A 22,668-nucleotide genomic window follows, 5' to 3' on the forward strand; every position below is an offset into this window, starting at 1 on the left:
GGATCGTGCCGCGGACGCCCTGAAACCTGGTCCGAGCGACACCCCCTAGCTCCTAGCCCGCTGCCGCGATCCTGTTCGTCGCCCGCGCCGTGTTCTTCAGTTCCATGTCGCGGCGACGGCGCCTCGCGAGGACCACGCGGCGTTCGGCGGCGGTCAGGCCGCCCCAGACGCCGTAGGGCTCGGGTTGCAGCAGCGCGTGCTCGCGGCACTCCACCATGACGGGACAGCGCGCGCAGACCCGCTTGGCGGCCTCCTCGCGCGAGAGCCGGGCGGCGGTGGGTTCCTTGGAGGGGGCGAAGAACAGGCCTGCCTCGTCGCGCCGGCACACGGCCTCGGTGTGCCAAGGAGCGTCTTGGTCCCTGTCGCGCGCTGGTACCCGCTGGGCCGGAACGGCGGCTACCTGCAGGGACGAATGCGGCGGTTGCAGCACGGTCTACTCCTGACGACGGCTTCGCGAGCGAGAGACGATGCAGCAAGGCCTACCCGCTGTGCGCGCGCCTATGCACTGAGTCCCCAACCGCCGCGTGCGCAGCGCTGGTTGGGGTCTCGTTCACAACCGTCAACGGTCCAGGTGCTTGCGCAAACTCCTGTCGACCTTGCGCTGGACACGGTCGAGGATGTCCGCGACGAGCTTGCCGCGCTTGGGCCGGCCCTCGATGCTCCCGAGGATCGCCCAGCCCTCGACGTGGACGACCGGGGCGTCCGGCTCCGGGGAGTCCAGGGTGTCCACCTCGAAGCTGCCGAGGACACCGCCGCCGGTGCCGCGCAGCGAGACGTTCTCCGGGACGCGGATCTCCACACTGCCGAAGACCGAGAACGCCTTGATGGCGACCTGCTGGTACTCGAACAGCGCTTCACTGAGGTCGATCTCGACACTGCCGAAGACCGCGTAGGCGTGGATGCGGCGGCCGGCCCGCCAGCGGCCCCTGCGGACGGCGCTGCTGAAGATCGCGACCAGGTTGTCGTCCGGGTCGGCGGGAATACCCGTGAGGGCGGGGCGGGGCGGGGCCGCCGTGTGCGGCGGGGCGTGCCGCCCGTGCGCGGCGGGCAGGTCCCGGATGAACACGTCCAGCGCGCCGACCGTCTTGGCGGACAGCACGCCCTCGACGCGCTCGGCGTGCTCCTCGGCGGTCAGCCGGCCCTCGGCCAGGGCCTCGCGCAGGATGTCGGCGATGCGGTCACGATCGGCGTCCGACGCGCGCAACTCGGTCACCGCCACGCGCGGTTCGGTCTGCTTCTGAAGGTCCACGCCAGCAGCGTACCGAAACACGATAGATCGCGATAGCCCCTCCCCCGGCCGAACTGAGCCTTACCTCACAGGCTCGCCCTTCCCGGCAGGTCCTACGCTGGTGGACGCTGCCAATGGAGGCCAGCCGCCGTCTCTGTCGAGTGAGGAATGGGCACCGATGCCTGAGTTCGAGTACACCGATCTGCTCCCCATGGGAGAGGACACCACCCCCTACCGGCTGGTGACCTCCGAGGGTGTCTCCACCTTCGAGGCCGACGGGCGGACGTTCCTCAAGGTGGAGCCGGAGGCGCTGCGCAAGCTGGCCGAGGAGGCGATCCACGACATCCAGCACTACCTGCGCCCGGCCCACCTGGCGCAGCTGCGGCGGATCGTCGACGACCCCGAGGCGTCGGGCAACGACAAGTTCGTCGCGCTGGACCTGCTGAAGAACGCGAACATCGCGGCGGCGGGTGTGCTGCCGATGTGCCAGGACACCGGCACGGCGATCGTCATGGGCAAGCGCGGGCAGAACGTCCTCACGCGCGGCGGCGACGAGGAGGCCCTCTCCCGGGGCATCTACGACGCCTACACGAAGCTGAACCTGCGCTACTCGCAGATGGCTCCGCTCACCATGTGGGAGGAGAAGAACACCGGCTCCAACCTCCCCGCGCAGATCGAGCTGTACGCGACCGACGGCGGCGCCTACAAGTTCCTCTTCATGGCGAAGGGCGGCGGCTCGGCCAACAAGTCGTTCCTCTACCAGGAGACGAAGGCCGTCCTGAACGAGGCCTCCATGATGAAGTTCCTGGAGGAGAAGATCCGTTCGCTCGGTACGGCGGCCTGCCCGCCGTACCACCTGGCGATCGTCGTCGGCGGTACCTCCGCCGAGTACGCGCTGAAGACCGCGAAGTACGCCTCCGCGCACTACCTGGACGAGATCCCGGCCGAGGGCTCGCCGCTCGGACACGGCTTCCGGGACAAGGAACTGGAGGAGAAGGTCTTCGAGCTGACGCAGCGGATCGGCATCGGCGCGCAGTTCGGCGGCAAGTACTTCTGCCACGACGTGCGCGTGGTGCGGCTGCCGCGGCACGGCGCCTCCTGCCCGGTGGCCATCGCCGTCTCCTGCTCGGCCGACCGCCAGGCCGTCGCGAAGATCACCGCCGAGGGCGTCTTCCTGGAGCAGTTGGAGACCGACCCGGCGCGGTTCCTGCCGGACACGACGGACGAGCACCTCGAGTCGGACGGCGACGTCGTCAGGATCGACCTGAACCAGCCGATGGACGCCATCCTCGCCGAGCTGACCAAGTACCCGGTCAAGACCCGGCTGTCGCTGTCCGGGCCGCTGGTCGTGGCGCGGGACATCGCGCACGCCAAGATCAAGGAGCGGCTGGACGCGGGCGAGGAGATGCCCCAGTACCTGAAGGACCACCCGGTGTACTACGCGGGTCCGGCGAAGACGCCGCAGGGCTACGCGTCGGGTTCGTTCGGTCCGACGACCGCCGGGCGCATGGACTCCTACGTCGAGCAGTTCCAGGCGGCGGGCGGTTCGAAGGTGATGCTGGCGAAGGGCAACCGGTCGCAGCAGGTCACCGACGCGTGCGGGACGCACGGCGGGTTCTACCTCGGCTCGATCGGCGGTCCGGCCGCGCGTCTCGCGCAGGACTGCATCAAGAAGGTCGAGGTCGTCGAGTACGAGGAGCTCGGCATGGAGGCCGTCTGGAAGATCGAGGTGGAGGACTTCCCGGCGTTCATCGTCGTCGACGACAAGGGCAACGACTTCTTCAAGGACCCGGCCCCGGCGCCGACGTTCACCTCGATCCCGGTGCGGGGACCGGGGCTGGCGTAGCACCGCGCACGGCGGGGGCGACGGGGTTTCCCTCGCCCCCGCCGTCCCGTTCCCGGGGGCCGGCGCCCCGGCGCCGGACGGGCCCCGTCCCGAAACGCCGGGCGGGCGGCCCGAGCCGGCGGACGGGCGGCCCCGAACCGGCGGGCGGTGCGTCGGCCTGCGAAACCCCCGGGACAACCCCGCCGGCGTGCGTCGGCCTCCGAACGGCCCAGCCCCGGAACAACCCCGCCCTCCCCCACGCTGTACCGGGTATGACCGACTACCGCATCGAGCACGATTCCATGGGCGAGGTCCGCGTCCCCGCGCACGCGAAGTGGCGGGCGCAGACGCAGCGCGCGGTGGAGAACTTCCCCGTCTCCGGGCAGCGCATCGAGCGCGCGCACATCGAGGCGCTCGCCCGCATCAAGGGCGCCGCCGCGAAGGTCAACGCCGAGTTGGGCGTGCTGGACAAGGAGATCGCCGAGGCGATCCAGGAGGCGGCGGCCGAGGTGGCCGAGGGCCGCTGGGACGAGCACTTCCCCGTGGACGTGTTCCAGACCGGTTCCGGCACCTCGTCCAACATGAACACCAACGAGGTCGTCGCGACACTGGCGAGCGAGCGGCTCGGGCGGGACGTGCACCCCAACGACCACGTCAACGCCTCGCAGTCCTCCAACGACGTCTTTCCCTCCTCCCTCCACATCGCCGCCACCGCCGCCGTCACCCGTGACCTGATCCCCGCCCTGGAGCACCTCGCCGCCGCGCTGGAGCGCAAGGCGGAGGAGTTCGCCGACGTGGTGAAGTCGGGGCGGACCCACCTCATGGACGCCACGCCCGTGACGCTGGGTCAGGAGTTCGGCGGGTACGCCGCCCAGGTGCGCTACGGCGTGGAACGGCTGACGGCGTCCCTGCCCCGGCTCGCGGAGCTGCCGCTGGGCGGCACGGCCGTCGGCACCGGCATCAACACCCCGCCCGGCTTCCCGGCCGCCGTGATCGAGGAGGTCGCCCGCGCCACCGGGCTGCCGCTCACCGAGGCACGCGACCACTTCGAGGCGCAGGGCGCGCGGGACGGCGTCGTCGAGACGAGCGGGCAGCTGCGGACCATCGCCGTCGGACTGACGAAGATCGCCAACGATCTGCGGTGGATGGCGTCGGGGCCGAGGACGGGCCTCGCGGAGATCACCCTGCCCGACCTCCAGCCGGGCTCGTCGATCATGCCGGGCAAGGTCAACCCGGTCATCCCCGAGGCGGTGCTGATGGTGGCCGCGCAGGTCGTCGGCAACGACGCCACGGTCGCCACGGCGGGAGCGGCCGGCAACTTCGAGCTCAACGTCATGCTCCCGGTCATCGCCAAGAACGTGCTGGAGTCGATCCGGCTGCTGGCCAACGTCTCGCGCCTGCTGGCCGACCGGACCGTCGACGGGATCGTCGCCCACCGCGAACGCGCCCGCGAGTACGCCGAGTCGTCGCCGTCGGTGGTCACCCCGCTGAACAAGTACATCGGGTACGAGGAGGCCGCGAAGGTCGCCAAGAAGGCGCTGGCCGAACGGAAGACGATCCGGGAGGCGGTCCTCGAAGGAGGGTACGTGGAGCGCGGCGACCTGACGCTCCGCCAGCTCGACGAGGCGCTGGATGTCCTGCGGATGACACGCCCGTGACGATTCGCGCCCGGCGCGCAGAACCGTGACACGCGCCGCAGCGTCGTATGGCCATGGCACCTAATATCTGTGCATGGCAGACGGTGGAGCGGTGAGACGCGTGGGAACGGGCGGTGCGGCGGCTTTCTGGGAGCCCGGGGAGCAGATCCTGTGGCGGTACCGGGAGAACGGCGGCACGGGCTTCCACATCGCCCGCCCCGTCACCGTGGTCCGGGACGACGAGGAACTGCTCGCGGTGTGGATGGCGCCGGGCACCCGGTGCGTCAGGCCGGTGCTCGCCGACGGCAGGCCGCTGCACCAGGAGCCGCTGCGCACGCGCTACACCAAGCCGCGCGCGGTGGCCCTGGGCCGCTGGTCGGGCACGGGCGTGCTGAAGCTGGCCCGGCCGGGCGAGCCCTGGTCGGTGTGGCTGTTCTGGGACCCGGGCTGGCAGTTCAAGAACTGGTACGTCAACCTGGAGGAACCGCTGGCCCGTTGGGACGGCGGTGTGGATTCCGAGGACCACTTCCTGGACATCTGCGTGTACCCGGACCGCACGTGGGACTGGCGTGACGAGGACGAGTTCGCACAGGCCCAGCAGGACGGTCTGATGGACGCGTCGGTGGCCGAACGGGTCCAGGAGGCGGGCCGTTCGGCGGTCGAGGTGATCCGCGCCTGGGGGTCTCCGTTCAGTGACGGCTGGCAGCACTGGCGCCCGAATCCGTCGTGGGACGTACCGTTGCTGCCGGAGGACTGGGACCGCACGCCCGCGCACCTGTCCACATGAGACCCTTGATGCGCCCCCGGGCAACAAACGTAGGATCGTCCTCCGCAAGAGCACTCAGGAGCAACTCCCGGAGCAGGCGCCGGGTCTGACCGAACGTCACCGAGGGGCGGCAGGACGTGAGCGAGGGGTACGAGGGCAACACCGGCGGGGCCGGCGGTTGCGGTCCCACGGGCCGCACCCGGTCCACCGGTGACACAGGAACAGCCTCTGACCACGCGGGAATTCCGTTCCGGGGACACGTATTCCGGGTATCGGCATTTCTGCGGGACCGACTGCACGCGCGGCGCGCAGCCCCCAACGGACGGATTCGACACGCGTGACGGAGCAGCCCACCTCCTACGACCGCCCTCAGGGCGTGGACCCCACGGACCCCCGCGGGGCGCTCCTGCGTACCCCGGCACCCGCGGCGCCGGGTTCCCCCGCCTTACCGTCCACGACCGCCCAGGCCCGCACCGACGGGACGTCCGCGACCGCCCAGGCCCGCACCGACGGGGCGCCGGGCACCACCGCGCCGGGATCCCCCGTCCCCAGTGGGAAGGGGAAGGATCCGGCCGGTTCCGACACCGAGCACTCCCAGCCCGAGGCCGCCGAGATGGACAGCCACCGCCCGCGCCCCGTGCCCGAGTCGATTCCGGTCCAGCCGGGTGCCGAGCCGCGACCCGAGCACGTTCCGAGCGGGCAGGAGCGCCGCAGCGGTCAGGGCGCGCAGCCCGGCCGGCCCACGCCGATGCGGCGGGACGGCGACCGGCTGCGCTTCGTCGGCGCCGCGACCCGGCGGATCGCCCGGGGCCTGGACCTCGACGAGATCGTGATGGGACTGTGCCGGGCCACCGTGCCGACCTTCTCCGACGCGATCCTGGTCTACCTGCGCGATCCGCTGCCGGTCGGTGACGAACGGCCGGTCGCGGACCGGGTCGTGCTGCGGCTGCGGCGCACCGACCGGATCCCGGAGGAACGGGACACCGAGAACGGGTTCGCCGCGCTGGCCGTGCCGCCGGAGGCGCCGGAGCTGTCCGAGCTGTCGGCGGCGATCGCGGAGCTGTGCGAGGTGCGGCCCGGCGGCGCGCTCACGGAGGTGCTGCGCGGGGTGCGCCCGGTGTTCGCCGACACCCCGGCCGCCCGCGCCGCCCTGCCCGAGCTTCTGGGCGAGGACAGCCAGTTGGAGATTCCGGACGGCCAGCGGGCGATCCTCGCGCCGCTGCGCGGCCGGCGCCGGGTGATCGGCGCGGCCGTCTTCATCCGCCGTCCGGAGCGCTTCCCCTTCGAGAACGACGACCTGCTGGTCGCCGCCCAGCTCGCCACGCACAGCGCCCTCGGCATCGACAAGGCGGTGCTGTACGACCGTGAGGCGTACATCGCCGACGAACTCCAGCGCACGATGCTGCCGGAGACCCTGCCGCGCCCGACCGGCGTCCGGCTGGCCTCCCGCTATCTGCCGGCCGCGGAGACCGCGCGGGTCGGCGGCGACTGGTACGACGCGATCCCGCTGCCGGGCAGCCGGGTGGCGCTGGTGGTGGGCGACGTCATGGGGCACTCCATGACCAGTGCGGCGATCATGGGGCAGCTGCGGACCACCGCGCAGACCCTCGCCGGGCTCGATCTGCCGCCGCAGGAGGTGCTGCACCACCTCGACGAGCAGGCCCAACGCCTGGGCACCGACCGCATGGCGACCTGCCTGTACGCCGTCTACGACCCGGTCTCGCACCGCATCACCATCGCCAACGCCGGCCATCCGCCGCCCGTCCTGCTGCACCTGGGCGGCCGGGCCGAGGTGCTGCGGGTGCCCCCGGGCGCCCCGATCGGTGTCGGCGGCGTCGACTTCGAGGCGGTGGAGCTGGACGCGCCCGCCGGGGCGACGCTGCTGCTGTACACCGACGGCCTGGTGGAGTCCCGGCTGCGGGACGTGGCGACCGGCATAGAACAACTGCGCGAGAAGCTCGCGGCGACCGCCCAGCTGACCGGTCCGGACCATCCGCCGCCCCTGGAAGCCCTGTGCGACGAGGTGCTGGACATGCTCGGGCCGGGCGACCGGGACGACGACATCGCGCTGCTCGCCGCCCGCTTCGACGGGATCGCGCCGAGCGACGTGGCGTACTGGTTCCTGGACCCGGAGGACGCGGCACCGGGGCGGGCCCGTCGGCTGGCCCGGCGGGCGCTGTCCCGCTGGGGGCTGGAGGAGCTGAGCGACTCGGTGGAGTTGCTGGTGAGCGAGGTCGTCACCAACGCGGTGCGCTACGCCACGCGGCCGGTGACCCTGCGGCTGCTGCGGACCGACGTGCTGCGCTGCGAGGTCGGGGACGACGTGCCGCAGCTGCCCCGGCTGCGGCAGGCGCGGGCCACCGACGAGGGAGGGCGGGGACTGTTCCTCGTCAACCGCCTGGCCCGGCGGTGGGGCGCGACCCGGCTGAGCACCGGGAAGGTCGTCTGGTTCGAGCTGAACCGCAGCTAGGGGGTGTCGTTCGGGCGCCGCCGCGGACGTGGCCGCGGGGTCGGCGGGCACACCGCCTCGGGTCGTCCGGCACGCGGGGGCCCGGCTCGGGCCCGCGCCCGGCACGTGAAGGGGGCGCCCGGTGTGCACCGGGCGCCCCCTTCACGTCCCTACTGGCCCAACTGCGGATCGAGCGGGTTCGCGGGCTCGTCCGTCGTCGGCTCGCCCGTCGTCGGCGACTCGGTGGGCTCCTCCGTCGTCGGCGACGCGGTGGGCTCCTCCGTCGTCGGAGAGGGGGACGGGCTCCGGGACGGCGAGGGCGCGCTGGACGTCGGCTCCCGGGTGGTCGGCGTCTCGGACGGCTCCCGTGACGGCGACGGCGACGGGCTCGCGGTGACGGTCGGCTGGACCGCGGCACCCTGGTCGGTCTCCAGGTCGAACTTGGTGACCTTGGTGGAGACGCCGAAGGTGTACGCCGCCCAGATCTGCGCCGGGAAGCCACCGCCGTTGACGCGGCCCTTGTCGGAGGTCAGGCCGTTCGTCGCGCCGGTCAGCGGAACCTGGGGGTGCGGGGCCTTGGCGGACTCGCCGAACAGACCGACCGAGGTGACCAGGTCGGGGGTGTAGGCGGTGAACCAGGCCGACTTGTTGTTGTCGGAGGTGCCCGTCTTGCCCGCGACCTTCTGGCCGTTGCGCAGCGGGTTGTCCCGCACGGACTTCCTGGCCGTACCGTCGTCGACCACGCCCGTGAGCACCGAGGTGACCGAGTCGGCGGCCTCGCGGTCGATGACCTGCTCGCCGATCGGGTCGGCCGCCTTCACCGTGTGAGCGCTGTTCTGCACGGACTTGATGAGGGTCGGGGTGACCTTCAGACCGTGGTTGTCGAGCGTGGCGTAGACGCCGGCCATCTGCAGCGGGCTCGCGCCCATGGTGCCGAGGGTCTGGGCGGGCACCGCCTTGAGGTCCTCGGTGTCCATGCCGAGGTCCTGCGCGGTCTTGAGCACCTTGTCCATGCCGACGTCGACGCCCATCTGCGCGAAGACGGAGTTGATGGACTTGTTCATCGCGGTCTGCACGGTGACGTCGCCGTAGTCGACGTCGTCCTCGTTCTCCGGGGCGAAGCCGATGTCGCTGCCGACGACCGGGCGCTTGCTGGTGCCGTCGTAGACGGTGTTCGCGGTGATCTCCTTGCCGTCCTGCGTCACCGCGCCCTGGTCCAGGGCCGCGGCGAGGATCACCGGCTTGAAGGTGGAGGCGGGCTGGTAGTCGGTGCGGGTGGCGTTGTTCGTGAAGTGCTTGACGTAGTCCACGCCGCCGTACATCGCCACGACCGCGCCGGTCTTCGGGTCCACGGAGACGGCACCGGCCTGGACGTCGCCGTCCACCGGCCGCTTCTTCGGGTCGAGCTTGCTGGTCAGCTGCTCCTTGACGGAGGCCTCCAGCGCCCGCTGCTTCTTCTTGTCGATGTTGAGCGTGATGTTCCAGCCGCCGGCGTTGACCATCGCCTCGGCTTCCGTCCTGCTCTGCGCGAGGCCCTGTGCGACGAGCTGCCTCTCCAGCTCGTTGTTGGCCGCGTTCATCAGGTAGCCGACCTGTCCCTCCTGACCGGGGGCGGCCTTGGGCTCCTGCGGCACCGGGAACGTCATGGCCTGCCGCTTCGCCTTGTCGAGCCAGCCCTCCTCGACCATGTTGTTCAGCACGTAGTTCCAGCGCCGCTGGACGAGCGTCTTGCCGGTCGGGCTGGCGGCGGCCCAGTCGTACTGGCTGGGGGCCTGGAGCAGCGCGGCGAGGTAGGCGCCCTGCTCGACGGTGAGCTTGGCGGCGTCGACGCGGTAGTAGGCCTGGGCGGCGGCCTGGATGCCGTAGGCGCCGCGGCCGTAGTAGCTGGTGTTGATGTAACCGGCCAGGATGTAGTCCTTGGACTCCTCCCGGTCCAGCTTCAGGGAGATGACCAGTTCCTTCAGCTTGCGCGTGACGGTCTGTTCCTGCGTCAGGTAGTAGTTCTTGACGTACTGCTGGGTGATCGTCGAGCCGCCCTGCGCGCCCTTGCCCATGAGGGTGTTGAGCATGCCGCGCGCGGTGCCCTTCAGGTCGACGCCGGCGTCGTTGTAGAAGCTCTTGTTCTCGGCGGCGACGAAGGTGCGCTGGACGTCCTTGGGTATCTCGGCGAGGTCGACGTTCTCCCGGTTGAGCTTGCCGTCGCGGGTCAGGAGCGTGCCGTCGGCGTACTTGTAGACGTTGCTCTGGAGGGTGGCGTCGGCGTTGGCCGGGGGGATCGGCGTCGTCATGTACAGCACGACGAAGGCGCCGATGACGAGGAGGCACAGGCCGAGGAAGGTGCCGAGGATCTTCTTCCAGGTGAAGAGCCTGCGTATCGGGCTGCGGTCGTCCTTGCCGCCCTTGGCCGCCCTGCCGCCCTTCCTGGCGCTCCTGCGGGCCGCCGCGCGGCCTCCGGCGGCGGCCGTCGTCGCTGTCGTCGTCGCGGTCGCGGTGGCCGCGCCCGTCGCGCTGTCGGCGGGCGTCGCCGACTCGGTGGACGACGGGGGAGCCGCCGCCCGCGACGAGCGGTTCTTCGGCGCCGCGCGGCGGCCACCACGCTGCCGCGCCCGTCTCTCTTCCGCTCGTCCCATGAGTCCGCTCGCTCCGCTTCCTACTCGGCCGTCACTCCGGTGCCCGGAGGCAGGTCAGCTCAGAAAGCTAACACCGCTCTCTATGACAAAGGGCGCCCTGGCGGGGCCCGGGCGGGCGTGAGAATCAGCACCCCGCCCCCTGGAACCGGCGCACCGCTCCACCGGAAGCGACGTACGAGAGGCGCTCAGGGTTGCCATCCCGCGATAAAGTGATATCACTTAGCTAGGAAGAAGCTAACGCACTCCGCCGGACGGCCGGCGGAGTGCCGGAAACGGGGGATCCCATGACCGGACACGACCTGTCGGCCACCGTCGACGCGCCCGAGATGCCCGCCCCGCGCGTCCACGAGTTCCCGGCCCGCAGCATGAGCGGCGGAATCGCCCTGCTGCTGGGGGCGCTCGGACTGCTGTGCGGCGTGGCGATGATCGTCCTGGGCGGCGCGGCGGTGGACGCCACCGGCGCCAGGGCCGTGCTGATCGCCGGCGGCGTCGTCCTCGCCCTCGCCGCGTTCCTGTCGCTGTGCGGGCTGAACACGGTCGCCCCGGGCGAGGCGCGGGTGGTGCAGCTCTTCGGGCGCTACCGCGGCACCATCCGCGAGGACGGGCTGCGCTGGGTCAACCCCTTCACCTCCCGCGAGAAGATCTCCACCCGCGTCCGCAACCACGAGACCGCGGTGCTGAAGGTCAACGACGCCTACGGCAACCCGATCGAACTGGCCGCGGTCGTCGTGTGGAAGGTGGACGACACCGCGCAGGCCATGTTCGAGGTGGACGACTACTTCGAGTTCGTCTCCACCCAGACCGAGGCGGCGGTCCGGCACATCGCCATCGAGTACCCCTACGACGCCCACGACGAGAACGCGCTCTCGCTGCGAGGCAACGCCGAGGAGATCACCGAGAAGCTCGCGGCCGAACTGCACGCGCGGGTGGAGGCGGCCGGGGTGCTGATCGTCGAGTCCCGCTTCACGCACCTCGCCTATGCTCCGGAGATCGCCTCCGCCATGCTCCAGCGGCAGCAGGCGGGCGCGGTGGTCGCGGCACGGCGGGAGATCGTCGACGGCGCGGTCGGCATGGTCGAGGCGGCGCTCAGCCGGATCGCCGAGCAGGACATCGTGGAACTCGACGAGGAACGGAAGGCGGCGATGGTGTCCAACCTGATGGTGGTGCTGTGCGGGGACCGCTCGCCCCAGCCGGTGCTCAACACCGGGACGCTCTACCAGTGACGGCTCCCTCCGGGGGTTCGGCCCCTCACGGCCGGCAGCAGCGCAAGCAGGTGCTGCTGCGGCTGGATCCCGCGGTGTACGAGGCGTTGGCCCGCTGGGCCGGGGACGAACTGCGGTCCGCCAACGCGCAGATCGAGTTCCTGCTGCGGAGGGCCCTGAAGGAGGCGGGGCGGCTGCCGGGCGACACCGGGCCGCTGCCCCGCCGGGGACGCCCCCCGGGGAGCTCCTCCCCCGGACCGCCGTCGGCCTGAACGGAACGCACCCTCGCCCGCCGCACGGTTCGTGAGCGCCGGAGCCCGCCTCGGCGGAGTCCGGCGCTGTAGCAGAACAGTGACAATCGACCGCCACCTGCGCACTCCCACACCCCGCCGCCACCTGCGCACCCCGCGTATACACCCCGCGTATACACCGGGTGTAGAGTCTCTGGCATGTCCATCGGTCACACCCTCCTGGGACTCCTGGAGTCCGGGCCCCGTCACGGTTACGACCTGAAGCGGGCCTTCGACGAGAAGTTCGGTCACGACCGGCCGCTGCACTACGGCCAGGTCTATTCGACGATGTCCCGGCTGCTGAAGAACGGGCTCGTCGAAGTCGACGGCATCGAGGCCGGCGGCGGCCCGGAGCGCAAGCGGTACGCCATCACCGACGCCGGCGTCACCGACGTCGCCCGCTGGCTCGCCACGCCCGAGAAGCCCGAGCCGTACCTGCAGTCGACGCTGTACACGAAGGTCGTCCTCGCCCTGCTCACCCACCGCGACGCGGCCTGCATCCTCGACACCCAGCGCTCCGAGCACCTGCGCAGCATGCGCATCCTGACCGACCGCAAGCGCCGGGGCGACCTCGCCGACCAGCTGGTCTGCGACCACGCCCTGTTCCACCTCGAGGCCGATCTGCGCTGGCTGGAGCTCACCGCCGCGCGCCTCGAGAAGCTGCGCGAGGCGGTGACCGCGTGAGCGCACCCGCGGGCTCGCTGCTCGCCGCCGAGGCACTGCGCAAGGCGTACGGGCCGACCATGGCGCTGGACGGCGCCGAGTTCTCCATCCACCCCGGCGAGGTCGTCGCCGTCATGGGCCCCTCCGGGTCCGGCAAGTCCACGCTCCTGCACTGCCTCGCCGGGATCGTCACGCCCGACTCGGGCTCGATCACCTACGACGGGCGGGAGCTGGCGACGATGAGCGACGCCGGGCGCAGCGCCCTGCGGCGCACCGAGTTCGGGTTCGTGTTCCAGTTCGGGCAGTTGGTGCCGGAGCTGACCTGCGTGGAGAACGTGGCCCTGCCGCTCCGGCTGAACGGCACCGCGCGCAGGCAGGCCGAGCGCACCGCCCTCGGCTGGATGGAGCGGCTGGAGGTCGACGACCTGGCGAAGAAGCGGCCCGGCGAGGTCTCCGGCGGGCAGGGGCAGCGGGTCGCCGTGGCCCGCTCGCTGGTCACCGGTCCCCGGGTGGTGTTCGCCGACGAGCCGACCGGCGCCCTGGACTCGCTCAACGGCGAGCGCGTGATGGAACTGCTCACCGAGGCCGCCCGCTCGGCCAACGCGGCCGTGGTGCTGGTCACGCACGAGGCGCGGGTGGCCGCCTACTCCGACCGCGAGATCGTCGTACGGGACGGCAGGTCGCGGGACATGGAGCGGGTCGTATGAGATCGAGCCAGTGGTTCCGGGATCTGGCCCTGGGGGTCCGGTTCGCCTTCGCCGGCGGACGGGAGGGGTGGATCCGGGCCGTGCTGACGGCGGTGGGCGTCGGTCTCGGCGTGGCGCTGCTGCTGCTGTCGACCGCGCTTCCGAACGCGCTCTCGGTGCGGCACGACCGGGAGCAGGCTCGCATGGACTACACGTTCACGGAGCACCCGCCGGCGAAGGGCGACGGCACCCTGCTGATCGCCAACGCCGACACGACGTTCCGGCACAGGGACGTACGCGGACGGCTGGTGGAGCCGGAGGGGCCGCGGGCCCCGCTGCCTCCCGGGGTGAGCGCGTACCCGGCGAAGGGCGAGATGCTGGTCTCCCCCGCGCTGAAGGAACTGCTCGCCTCGGACGGGGCGAAGCTGCTGCGCGAGCGCCTGCCGTACCGGATCGTCGGGACCATCGGGGAGAGCGGGCTGATCGGCTCGCAGGAGCTCTCCTTCTACGCGGGTGCCACCGGACTCGCCGGGCACCTCGACTCGGTCGCGCGTCGGCTGGACGCGTTCGGGCAGGTGGACCCGTCGCCCGAGAGGGCCGACCCGGTGCTGGTCCTGCTGAACCTCGTCGTGATCGTGATGCTGCTGATGCCGGTCGCGGTGTTCATCGCGGCGGCCGTACGGTTCGGCGGCGAGCGGCGCGACCGCAGGCTCGCCGCGCTCAGGCTGGTCGGCTCCGACGGCTGGATGACCCGGCGGATCGCGGCGGGCGAGGCGATGGCCGGCTCCCTGCTCGGCCTGGTCCTCGGCACGGGGTTCTTCCTGGCCGTCCGTCAGGTGGCGGGCTCGGTCGAGCTGATGGGCGTGAGCGTGTGGCCCAGCTACCTCAACCCCTCCCCGGCGCTGGCCGCGCTGGTCGCGGTCGCGGTCCCGACGGCCGCCGTGCTGGTCACCCTCTTCGCGCTGCGCGGTGTGGTGATCGAGCCGCTCGGCGTGGTCCGGGCGGCGAAGCCCTCGCGGCGCCGGCTGTGGTGGCGGCTGCTGCTGCCGCTGGCCGGCCTGGCGATGCTCTACCCGATGATCGGGCAGGGCCGCGGCAACGGCGACTTCAACCAGTACCTGGTGGCCGGTGGCGTCCTGCTGCTGCTCGTCGGCGTCACCGCACTGCTGCCGTGGCTGGTGGAGGCGGTCGTCGCCCGCCTCGGCCCCGGCGGAATCGCCTGGCAACTGGCCGTGCGACGGCTCCAGCTGAGCAGCGGTACGGCCGCCCGGATGGTCAACGGCATCTCGGTGGCGGTGGCCGGGGCGATCGCCCTGCAGATGCTGTTCGCGGGCGTCGACAGTGACTACACCGAGTCCACCGGCAGGGACGTGGAACGGGCGCAGATGTCGGTGTCGTTGCCCGACGGCGCCCCGATGGCCGCGACCGTCCGGAAGTTCGCCGACACCGAGGGCGTCAGCAAGGTCACCGCCCTGTGGGAGGGCTACTTCGGCGACACGTCCTGGCGCACCGAGAACGGCCCGGCGCAGTCCACCCAGCTGACCGTGGGCGACTGCGACGCGCTGCGCGAGGTCGCAGAGCTGCCCTCGTGCAAGGACGGCGACCTGTTCGTCCTCGACGGCAACGAGTACTCCGAGGACGGGCAGGCGATGAACGAGCCCGGCCGGAAGCTGTACATCGAGAAGTCCTCCGACGGCCCGGAGGTCGTCTGGACGGTTCCGGCCGGAATCGGCACGGTGCGCTCGATCAAGGACCCGACCGGGTACGAACGGGACGGTTTCCTGATGACTCCGAGCACGGTGCCCGCGGGGGTCGAGCAGTCGGTCAGCGGGGCCCTCTACCTCTCGATCGACCGGTCCGTGCCCGACGCCCTCGAGTACGCCCGCAACACCGCGGTCCAGGTGGACCCGCTGGCGAACCCGATGACCTGGTCGGCCACCGAGCAGTCCTCGAAGTACACCTCCATCCGCACCGGACTGCTCGTCGGCGCCACCGCCGTGCTGGCGCTCATCGGGGCGAGCCTGCTGGTGTCGCAGCTGGAGCAGCTGCGCGAGCGCCGCAAGCTGCTGTCGTCCCTGGTCGCCTTCGGCACCCGGCGCCGCACGCTGGGTCTGTCGGTGCTGTGGCAGACGGCGATCCCCATCGTGCTGGGACTGGTGCTGGCCTGTGTCGTGGGCATCACCCTGGGCGCGGTGCTGCTGCGGATGACCGACACTCCGGTGGGCGTGGACTGGGCGAGCGTGCTGTCGATGACCGGCATCGGGGCCGCGGTCGTGTTGATCGTCACCCTGCTGAGCCTGCCGCCGCTGGCCCGTCTGATGCGGGCGGACGGACTGCGCACGGAGTGAGCACACGGTGCACGAACGGTCCCTCCCCCACCGGGGAGGGACCGTTCGTGTTCACGGCCGGTACGGGAGCGGACGTTCCAGCGGCGGATGCGCGACCCGCTTCCGGCTGACGGAAGTTGCCCGCGCGCCGGCCTCGATGCTTCTCGTGGGGCGTCGGTGTGACCGCCGGCCCGTCCTCACCGGTCGACGACCCGGACCGGCAACGGCCGCAGCGCCCCCCGCAGCGCCCCCGCCAGCTCCTCGTACTCCGCGCCCCGTGCCGCCCCCGACCGCATCGCCAGGGCGATCCTGCGGGTGGGGGCCGGGTCGGCGAAGCGGGCGGTGAGGAGCTGGGTGCTGCGGCTGGTCTCGACGGTGACGGCGGTGCGCGGGAGCAGGGTGCAGCCGAGACCGCCGGCGACGAGCTGGACGAGGGTGGACAGGCCGGCGGCCGTGGTGGTGACCGGGGCGTCCTCGCGGCCGGCCTCACGGCAGATGTCGAGGGCCTGGTCGCGCAGACAGTGGCCCTCGTCCAAGAGCAGCAGGTTGAGCTCCTTCAGTGCCTCGCGCGGGACGCCCTCCCGGCCGCCCAGCCCGTGGTCGAGGGGCGTGACGAGCACGAAGTCCTCGTCGAACAGGGGCAGTTCGACCACACCGGGCACGCCGAGCGGGACGGCGAGCAGCAGCAGGTCGAGCCGGCCGGTGTTCAGGCCGTCGACGAGGGTGGCGGTCTGCTCCTCGTGGACCTGGAGGTCGAGGTGCGGGTAACGGTCGTGGACCAGGCGCAGAACGGTGGGCAGGAGGTAGGGGGCGACGGTCGGGATGACCCCGAGGCGGAGCACCCCGGTGAACGGTGCCCGCAGCGCCTCCGCCTCCTCCATCAGCGCACCGACCTCCGCCAGCACCGCCCGGGCGCGCGCGGCGAGCCGCTCGCCCGCCGGGGAGAGCAGCACCTTGCGCGTCGTACGCTCGAGGAGGGTCACGCCGAGTGTCTCCTCCAGCGCGGACACCGCGCCGGACAGGGCGGGCTGGCTCATGCCGATCGCGGCGGCCGCGTCCCGGAAGTGCAGGTGTTCGGCGACGGCGGCGAAGGCCCGCAACTGGGCCAGACTGGGCTGCCGCCTCTTGGCCCCGGCATTACCTACGGTCACTGATAACCTCCTCCGATCACCATGACCGAGTGTAGCGATTTCTCTAATCAATGCATGCTGTGCCAGCATCGGGGCAGTCCAACCCATGGGAAACGTCCGCGATCCGGACGGTTCCTCGCTGCAAGGAGAGCGTGTGCTCACTGTCGGTGACAAGTTCCCCGAGTTCGAACTGACCGCCTGCGTCTCGCTGGAGCAGGGCAAGGAGTTCGAGCAGATCCACCACAAGTCCTACGAGGGCAAGTGGCTCGTGGTCTTCGCGTGGCCCAAGGACTTCACTTTCGTGTGCCCCACCGAGATCGCCGCCTTCGGCAAGCTGAACGACGAGTTCGCCGACCGCGACGCGCAGGTCCTCGGCTTCTCCGGTGACTCCGAGTTCGTCCACCACGCCTGGCGCAAGGACCACCCGGACCTGACGGACCTGCCGTTCCCGATGATGGCCGACTCCAAGCACGAGCTGATGCGCGACCTCGGCATCGAGGGCGAGGACGGCTTCGCGCAGCGCGCCGTCTTCATCGTCGACCCGAACCGCGAGATCCAGTTCACGATGGTCACCGCGGGCTCCGTCGGCCGCAACCCCAAGGAGGTCCTGCGGGTGCTGGACGCCCTGCAGACCGATGAGCTGTGCCCGTGCAACTGGACCAAGGGCGAGGACACCCTCGACCCGGTCAAGCTGCTGGCCGGGGAGTGACCTGACATGCCCCTCGACTCCCTCAAGTCCCGCATACCGGACTACGCCAAGGACCTGAAGCTCAACCTGGGCTCGGTCATCGGCAACTCCGACCTGCCCGCGCAGCAGCTGTGGGGCACGGTCCTCGCGACCGCGATCGCCTCGCGCTCCCCGATCGTCCTGCGCGAGCTGGAGCCGGAGGCGAAGGCGAACCTCTCGCCCGAGGCGTACACCGCCGCGAAGGCCGCCGCCGCGGTCATGGCGATGAACAACGTCTTCTACCGCACCCGCCACCTGCTGTCGGACCACGAGTACGGCAACCTGCGGGCCGGTCTGCGGATGAACGTCATCGGCAACCCGGGTGTCGACAAGGTCGACTTCGAGCTGTGGTCGTTCGCGGTGTCCGCCGTCAACGGCTGCGGCATGTGCCTCGACTCGCACGAGCAGGTGCTGCGCAAGGCGGGCCTCGACCGCGAGGTGATCCAGGAGGCGTTCAAGATCGCCTCGGTGATCCAGGCGGTCGGCGTGACGCTCGACGCGGAGGCCGTTCTCTCCGAGTGAGCCGCTTCGTCAGGGCCCCGTCCACCTCGGTGGGCGGGGCCTTCGGCATGCCGCGTCGACGGACCCCGGGAACCGGCCGGCCGCACCGTCCGGCGCTCGGGGACGAACCGTTCAGGCGGAAGGGGGGTCCGGGGGCGCATCCCCGGGGGGTGGGCCCACCGGGGGTGGGCTCACCGGGGGTGGGCTCACCGGGGGCGGGCCCACCGGGGGCGGGCTCACCGGGGGCAGGCCCGCCGGGGGCGGGCTCACGGGGGCGACGTCCACCGCCGTGGCCCCACGGGGCGGCACCGCGTGCCGCAGAGCCGCCTCGCGGGAGTAGGCGTGCAGATAGCCCACCACGGTGTTGGTCACCGCCACCAGCGGTACGGCGACCACCGCGCCGCCGATGCCGGCGATCATGCCGCCGGCGGCCACCGTCAGGACCACCGCCAGCGGGTGGACGCGCACGGCGCGGCCGAGGATGAACGGCTGGAGGATGTGACCCTCGATCTGCTGCACGGCCAGCACGACGATCAGCGTCATCACGGCGGTGAACACGCCCTGCGTCACGAGCGCCACCACCACCGCCAGCGCCCCGGAGGCAACGGCGCCGACCAGCGGGATGAAGGAGAACAGGAAGATGAAGACGGCGAGCGGGACGGCCATGGGCACGTCGAGGAAGTAGATGCCCAGACCGATGAAGATCGCGTCGATCAGCGCCACCACCACCGTGCCGCGGACGTACGCGGTGAGGGTCGCCCAGGCCCGCGGACCCGCGCCCGCCACACCCGGACGGGCCGCCGCCGGCACCAGCTTGAGCGTCCACTCCCAGATGCGCTTGCCGTCGTAGAGCAGGAACAGCGTCGAGAAGAACGCCAGCAGGATGCCGGTGAGCGCCTCGACGACGACGGTGACGCCCTCCAGACCGGCCGAGGTGATCTGTTCGGTGTTGGCGCCGATCGCCTCCCGCAGGTTCTCGGCGATCCCGTTGATCTGCTTGTCGGTGACGTGGAAGGGGCTGTCGAGCAGCCACTGGCGCAGGTCGTCGATGCCGTCCTGGACCTGGTCGGAGAGGTTGTCGATGTTCTCCATGACCTGCCAGGTCACGAACCAGCCCATGAGGCCGATGACGACGAACCCGAGGATCGCGGTGAGCGCCGTCGCGGGCCCGCGGGGCACGCCGAGGCGCTTGAGGCGGCCCACGGTGGGCTCCAGCAGGGCGGTCAGCAGCAGCGCCACCACGAAGGCCAGCACGACGAGTTGGATCGCGCTGATGACCTTCATCAGGATCCAGACGGTTCCGGCGAGCACCAGCAGGCGCCAGCCGGCCTCGGCGGCGACGCGGACGCCCCACGGTACGACCTGTGCGGGGTCGGGGCGCGGTGCGGGCGGCGGCAGTTCCTCCACCGGGGTCTGGAGCGGCGCCGGTTCCGGTTCGCCGCCGTCCCGGCCCGCTCGCTCGGCCTCGGCGCGGCGCTCGTCGAGCCGCTCCCCCATCTCCGTCAGACCGGCGCCGAGCCGGCCGAGCCACCCTGGCACTCGCGACATGATCCGTCCTCTTCCCCCGTCTCGCCCCACCACTCCCCCCTGGAGCGGTCGGCATCAGAGCTCCGAACAAACGGGGAGGCCGATCAGCTCGGGGCGTCCGGTGCGCGCGATCGCAAGGCGCCGGAAGCTCCTCGTGGCCGAGCCACCAGGGGACCTTCGGCAACGCGGCGAGCGTGCGTGCCGGGCGTCGCGAGCCGGGCTCCCCTTTTGGTCGGAGCTCTTAGACCGTACAGGGCGACAGCCCCTCCCCCGGAGACGGGGAGGGGCTGTCGAGGTCGAGCGGGGTGTCGGCCCGGGCTCAGTACCAGTTGTTGGCCTGCCAGAACGCCCAGGCGTCACAGGGACTGCCGTAGCGGTCGTTCATGTAGTTGAGGCCCCACTTGATCTGGGTGGCCGGGTTGGTCCGCCAGTCGGCGCCCGCGGAGGAGTACTTGGAGGCGGGCAGGGCCTGGAAGAGGCCGTAGGCGCCGGAGGAGGGGTTCACCGCGTCGATCTTCCAGTCGGACTCGTGGTCCACGATGTTGCTGAAGCACTGGAACTGACCGCTGGGGACCATCTGCGCCGCGATCGCCTGGATCTGGGAGATGCTGTAGGAGCTCTGGATCGGGAAGTCGGCGCTGCTGCGGCTCGCCGCCGCCTTCAGCTCGGCCCGCTCCTCGGCTTCCTTGGCCGCCTTCTCGGCGGCCTTCTTCTTCGCGATGGCGGTTTCGGCGGCGGCCTTGCGGGCCGCTTCCTCGGCATCCTTCTTGGCGCTCTCGTCCGCGGCGATCGCCTGGATGCTCGCCTGCTGCGTCAGGGACGCGGTCTGCACCTGGGCCTGGTGGCCGACGGGTATGTCCGCGAGGAGCGTCGAGTCGCTTGCCGTCGTTTCTGCGTCGTTGGTCTGCGCGGTGCTGCCCGAGGCAACGCCGACGACGCTTCCGACAGCGGTGACCGCCGTGGCCGAGGCCACTGCGAATCCCCGGACCGAGATCCGGCTCACACGGTTTTCCTTCCAGCATCGCCCGCTTCGGTGACCCTGGCGGACGCAATCGTGCCCTTGACGCTGGCCTCCCAACTGCGGGGTCACGGGAGGCGCGGGCCCGGTGGGCGACTCCCGCGGGGAGCGCCGCGTGGTGCGCGGGCGGCATACGACGTCGGTATGGAGTTTGGGGTGCCGCTCTGCGTGGTGCCGTACCGCTGGCGATACAGGTGTGTCGTATGCGGGGCCTGACAGGAATGAGACTCTGCCGTAACCCGACGCCGGGTGGCAATTCCGAGTTGCGTGTGAAAGCTCACATCCGGTTTGCGTTGAGGGATTTCAGCGTTCGGTCACACGCGAAGGCGCCGCCCGGCTAGGCTCGCAGCCTTTGCCGGACGGCGCCAACTCCCGCAGGACGCCCGCATCCTGGGGCAGTGCGGTCAGACCTGCCCGTCCTCCAGCATTTCGGTCACAAGGGCCGCGATCTGGGACCTCTCGGACCGGTTCAGGGTGACGTGCGCGAAGAGCGGATGCCCCTTCAGCTTTTCCACGACGGCGACGACACCGTCGTAACGCCCGACGCGCAGATTGTCCCTCTGCGCCACGTCATGGGTGAGAACCACCCGCGAATTGGCGCCGATTCGGGACAGAACGGTCAGCAGTACGTTCCGTTCCAGCGACTGGGCCTCGTCCACGATCACGAACGCGTCGTGGAGCGAGCGGCCCCGGATGTGGGTGAGCGGGAGGACCTCCAGCATGCCGCGGGCGGTGACCTCCTCGATGACCTCGCGCGAGGTGACCGCCGACAGGGTGTCGAAGACCGCCTGCGCCCAGGGGCTCATCTTCTCGGCCTCGCTGCCCGGCAGATAGCCGAGCTCCTGCCCGCCCACGGCGTACAGCGGACGGAAGACCATCACCTTCTGGTGCTGGCGGCGCTCCAGGACCGCCTCCAGACCCGCGCACAGCGCGAGCGCCGACTTGCCGGTGCCGGCCCGGCCGCCCATGGACACGATCCCGACGTCCGGGTCGAGCAGCAGGTCGAGCGCGATGCGCTGCTCGGCGCTGCGCCCCTTGATGCCGAACGCCTCCCGGTCGCCGCGCACCAGACGGACGGTGCCCTCGGGCGTCACCCGGCCGAGCGCCTTTCCGCGCTCGGACTGGATGGTCAGACCGGTGTGCACGGGCAGTTCGGCGGCCTCCGGGACGTACACGTGGCCTTCCTCGAAGAGGACGTCCACCTGCTCGCCCGGGAGCGTCAGTTCGGACATCCCGGTCCAGCCGGAGGAGTCCGTGATGGCGAGTTCCGCCCGGTACTCCTCGGCCAGGAGCCCGACGGAGGACGCCTTGATCCTGAGCGGGAGGTCCTTCGACACGACGGTGACGTCGAACCCCTCGGCCTGCAGGTTGCGGGCGACCGCGAGGATGCGTGAGTCGTTGTCCCCCAGGCGGTAGCCGGTGGGCAGCACGCTGGGGTCCGAGTGGTTGAGCTCGACACGAACGGTTCCGCCCAGTTCCCCGATCGGGATGGGGGCGTCGAGGCGTCCGTACCTCACCCGGTAGTCGTCGAGCAGGCGCAGCGCCTGCCGGGCGAAGTAGCCGAGTTCGGGATGGTGCCGCTTGGCCTCCAACTCCGTCACCACGACGATGGGGAGCACGACCTCGTGCTCGTCGAAGCGGGTCAGGGCGTTCGGGTCGGCCAGCAGGACGCTGGTGTCGAGAACGTAGGTGCGCCGGTCGGGCTTGTGGCGCTTTGTGCTGGTCACCACGGAAGGACGTACCCCCTCGGATGAGGTCGGGGAGCGACGGAGTGGAGCTGGACCGGAAGTCGGCCGCCTGCACGGGCCGAGAACCGGCCCTCCGCTGCGTCCGTGCTGACCGCACGATCGGGCTGGTGCAAAGGGCCTCCCGGGCGGACGGCCCCGTGCCGTCCGCTGAGATCCGACACCCGTGGTTCGGGCGTCGACCTGCTTGGCTTATGCCCTCGAAGACGCGCCGCCATGCCACGGCATATGACGGCGCGCCGGTGAACTCCGTGTTACGTCCGCACCCGACAGGGGTACCCGGGATGTTTTCCGGGGTGCGGTGAGGTGCGGCCCGA

18 protein-coding genes are annotated in these 22,668 nt (G+C 71.2%); 11 read left to right on the plus strand and 7 right to left on the minus strand.

Translation table 11 applies throughout. The features are described 5' to 3' along the window. Nucleotides 1–52: 52 nt before the first annotated feature. On the minus strand, nt 53–430 hold the full coding sequence (locus tag ACZ4YY_RS21560; RefSeq protein ID WP_468292413.1) for a WhiB family transcriptional regulator: 378 nt from the start codon (nt 428–430) through the stop codon (nt 53–55). Nucleotides 431–559: 129 nt separating this feature from the next. Continuing rightward, complete coding sequence (locus ACZ4YY_RS21565) at nt 560–1,249, minus strand: DUF1707 SHOCT-like domain-containing protein (RefSeq protein ID WP_468292416.1); 690 nt, start codon at nt 1,247–1,249, stop codon at nt 560–562. A gap of 157 nt (nt 1,250–1,406) precedes the next feature. On the opposite strand from ACZ4YY_RS21565, the gene ACZ4YY_RS21570 reads away from it, so the two are divergent. The 4 genes from ACZ4YY_RS21570 to ACZ4YY_RS21585 all read left to right on the plus strand — a co-directional run bounded on the left by ACZ4YY_RS21570 (nt 1,407) and on the right by ACZ4YY_RS21585 (nt 7,926). Then, entirely contained in the window at nt 1,407–3,074 is a 1,668-nt protein-coding gene (locus ACZ4YY_RS21570; RefSeq protein ID WP_468292419.1) for a fumarate hydratase, read from the plus strand. Between the two features lie 251 nt (nt 3,075–3,325). Continuing rightward, complete coding sequence (locus ACZ4YY_RS21575) at nt 3,326–4,711, plus strand: class II fumarate hydratase (RefSeq protein ID WP_468292421.1); 1,386 nt, start codon at nt 3,326–3,328, stop codon at nt 4,709–4,711. Between the two features lie 73 nt (nt 4,712–4,784). Then, entirely contained in the window at nt 4,785–5,477 is a 693-nt protein-coding gene (gene fomD, locus ACZ4YY_RS21580) for a cytidylyl-2-hydroxypropylphosphonate hydrolase (RefSeq protein WP_468292424.1), read from the plus strand. A 316-nt stretch (nt 5,478–5,793) separates the two neighbouring features. Then, nucleotides 5,794–7,926: a SpoIIE family protein phosphatase gene (locus ACZ4YY_RS21585; RefSeq protein ID WP_468292427.1), complete on the plus strand. Its 2,133-nt coding sequence runs from the start codon at nt 5,794–5,796 to the stop codon at nt 7,924–7,926. A gap of 149 nt (nt 7,927–8,075) precedes the next feature. Here ACZ4YY_RS21585 and ACZ4YY_RS21590 read toward each other — a convergent pair whose 3' ends face one another. Then, nucleotides 8,076–10,535, minus strand: a complete 2,460-nt coding sequence (locus ACZ4YY_RS21590; RefSeq protein ID WP_468292430.1) for a transglycosylase domain-containing protein — start codon at nt 10,533–10,535, stop codon at nt 8,076–8,078. A gap of 284 nt (nt 10,536–10,819) precedes the next feature. Here ACZ4YY_RS21590 and ACZ4YY_RS21595 point away from each other — a divergent pair, with 284 nt between their 5' ends. The 5 genes from ACZ4YY_RS21595 to ACZ4YY_RS21615 all read left to right on the plus strand — a co-directional run bounded on the left by ACZ4YY_RS21595 (nt 10,820) and on the right by ACZ4YY_RS21615 (nt 15,724). Then, complete coding sequence (locus tag ACZ4YY_RS21595) at nt 10,820–11,758, plus strand: SPFH domain-containing protein (protein WP_468292433.1); 939 nt, start codon at nt 10,820–10,822, stop codon at nt 11,756–11,758. Further along, a complete protein-coding gene (locus tag ACZ4YY_RS21600) occupies nt 11,755–12,009 on the plus strand; it encodes a type II toxin-antitoxin system antitoxin (RefSeq protein ID WP_468292435.1) in 255 nt (84 codons plus the stop codon). Before ACZ4YY_RS21595 ends, ACZ4YY_RS21600 begins: the two co-directional genes overlap by 4 nt. 177 nt (nt 12,010–12,186) lie before the next feature. Continuing rightward, complete coding sequence (locus ACZ4YY_RS21605; RefSeq protein WP_468292438.1) at nt 12,187–12,711, plus strand: PadR family transcriptional regulator; 525 nt, start codon at nt 12,187–12,189, stop codon at nt 12,709–12,711. 59 nt (nt 12,712–12,770) lie between these two features. Then, entirely contained in the window at nt 12,771–13,397 is a 627-nt protein-coding gene (locus ACZ4YY_RS21610; RefSeq protein ID WP_468292688.1) for an ABC transporter ATP-binding protein, read from the plus strand. Further along, nucleotides 13,394–15,724 carry an ABC transporter permease gene (locus ACZ4YY_RS21615; RefSeq protein WP_468292440.1) on the plus strand — a complete coding sequence of 777 codons (2,331 nt, stop codon included), beginning with the start codon at nt 13,394–13,396 and terminating at the stop codon, nt 15,722–15,724. The genes ACZ4YY_RS21610 and ACZ4YY_RS21615 overlap by 4 nt, the downstream gene beginning before the upstream one ends. 176 nt (nt 15,725–15,900) lie before the next feature. On the opposite strand, the gene ACZ4YY_RS21620 is transcribed toward ACZ4YY_RS21615, so the two are convergent. After that, on the minus strand, nt 15,901–16,854 hold the full coding sequence (locus tag ACZ4YY_RS21620; RefSeq protein ID WP_468292443.1) for a hydrogen peroxide-inducible genes activator: 954 nt from the start codon (nt 16,852–16,854) through the stop codon (nt 15,901–15,903). Nucleotides 16,855–16,987: 133 nt separating this feature from the next. Between ACZ4YY_RS21620 and ACZ4YY_RS21625 the strand changes: the two genes are divergently transcribed. Both ACZ4YY_RS21625 and ACZ4YY_RS21630 read left to right on the plus strand, forming a co-directional pair. Beyond that, nucleotides 16,988–17,542, plus strand: coding sequence for a peroxiredoxin (locus ACZ4YY_RS21625; protein WP_468292446.1), 555 nt, complete (start codon nt 16,988–16,990; stop codon nt 17,540–17,542). Between the two features lie 6 nt (nt 17,543–17,548). Further along, nucleotides 17,549–18,082, plus strand: a complete 534-nt coding sequence (locus tag ACZ4YY_RS21630; RefSeq protein WP_468292449.1) for an alkyl hydroperoxide reductase — start codon at nt 17,549–17,551, stop codon at nt 18,080–18,082. A gap of 111 nt (nt 18,083–18,193) precedes the next feature. On the opposite strand, the gene ACZ4YY_RS21635 is transcribed toward ACZ4YY_RS21630, so the two are convergent. The 3 genes from ACZ4YY_RS21635 to ACZ4YY_RS21645 all read right to left on the minus strand — a co-directional run bounded on the left by ACZ4YY_RS21635 (nt 18,194) and on the right by ACZ4YY_RS21645 (nt 22,336). After that, nucleotides 18,194–19,609, minus strand: a complete 1,416-nt coding sequence (locus ACZ4YY_RS21635; protein ID WP_468292452.1) for an AI-2E family transporter — start codon at nt 19,607–19,609, stop codon at nt 18,194–18,196. A 298-nt stretch (nt 19,610–19,907) separates the two neighbouring features. Continuing rightward, nucleotides 19,908–20,591 (minus strand): aggregation-promoting factor C-terminal-like domain-containing protein, encoded by a 684-nt coding sequence (locus tag ACZ4YY_RS21640; protein WP_468292454.1) that lies wholly within the window; start codon nt 20,589–20,591, stop codon nt 19,908–19,910. Between the two features lie 419 nt (nt 20,592–21,010). Further along, the gene (locus ACZ4YY_RS21645; protein WP_468292456.1) at nt 21,011–22,336 is read right to left on the minus strand and encodes a PhoH family protein; all 1,326 of its coding nucleotides are present in this window, start codon (nt 22,334–22,336) and stop codon (nt 21,011–21,013) included. Nucleotides 22,337–22,668: the final 332 nt, after the last annotated feature.

This window comes from Streptomyces sp. NPDC030143 (assembly GCF_055573695.1).

Bases quoted from the DNA above. Each gene is read 5' to 3' on its own strand.
- fomD (WP_468292424.1), top strand. From the start codon at position 4,785: ATGGCAGACGGTGGAGCGGTGAGACGCGTGGGAACGGGCGGTGCGGCG.
- ACZ4YY_RS21570 (WP_468292419.1), top strand. From the start codon at position 1,407: ATGCCTGAGTTCGAGTACACCGATCTGCTCCCCATGGGAGAGGACACC.
- ACZ4YY_RS21610 (WP_468292688.1), top strand. From the start codon at position 12,771: ATGGCGCTGGACGGCGCCGAGTTCTCCATCCACCCCGGCGAGGTCGTC.
- ACZ4YY_RS21575 (WP_468292421.1), top strand. From the start codon at position 3,326: ATGACCGACTACCGCATCGAGCACGATTCCATGGGCGAGGTCCGCGTC.
- ACZ4YY_RS21595 (WP_468292433.1), top strand. From the start codon at position 10,820: ATGACCGGACACGACCTGTCGGCCACCGTCGACGCGCCCGAGATGCCC.
- ACZ4YY_RS21605 (WP_468292438.1), top strand. From the start codon at position 12,187: ATGTCCATCGGTCACACCCTCCTGGGACTCCTGGAGTCCGGGCCCCGT.
- ACZ4YY_RS21615 (WP_468292440.1), top strand. From the start codon at position 13,394: ATGAGATCGAGCCAGTGGTTCCGGGATCTGGCCCTGGGGGTCCGGTTC.
- ACZ4YY_RS21630 (WP_468292449.1), top strand. From the start codon at position 17,549: ATGCCCCTCGACTCCCTCAAGTCCCGCATACCGGACTACGCCAAGGAC.
- ACZ4YY_RS21635 (WP_468292452.1), bottom strand. From the start codon at position 19,609: ATGTCGCGAGTGCCAGGGTGGCTCGGCCGGCTCGGCGCCGGTCTGACG.
- ACZ4YY_RS21590 (WP_468292430.1), bottom strand. From the start codon at position 10,535: ATGGGACGAGCGGAAGAGAGACGGGCGCGGCAGCGTGGTGGCCGCCGC.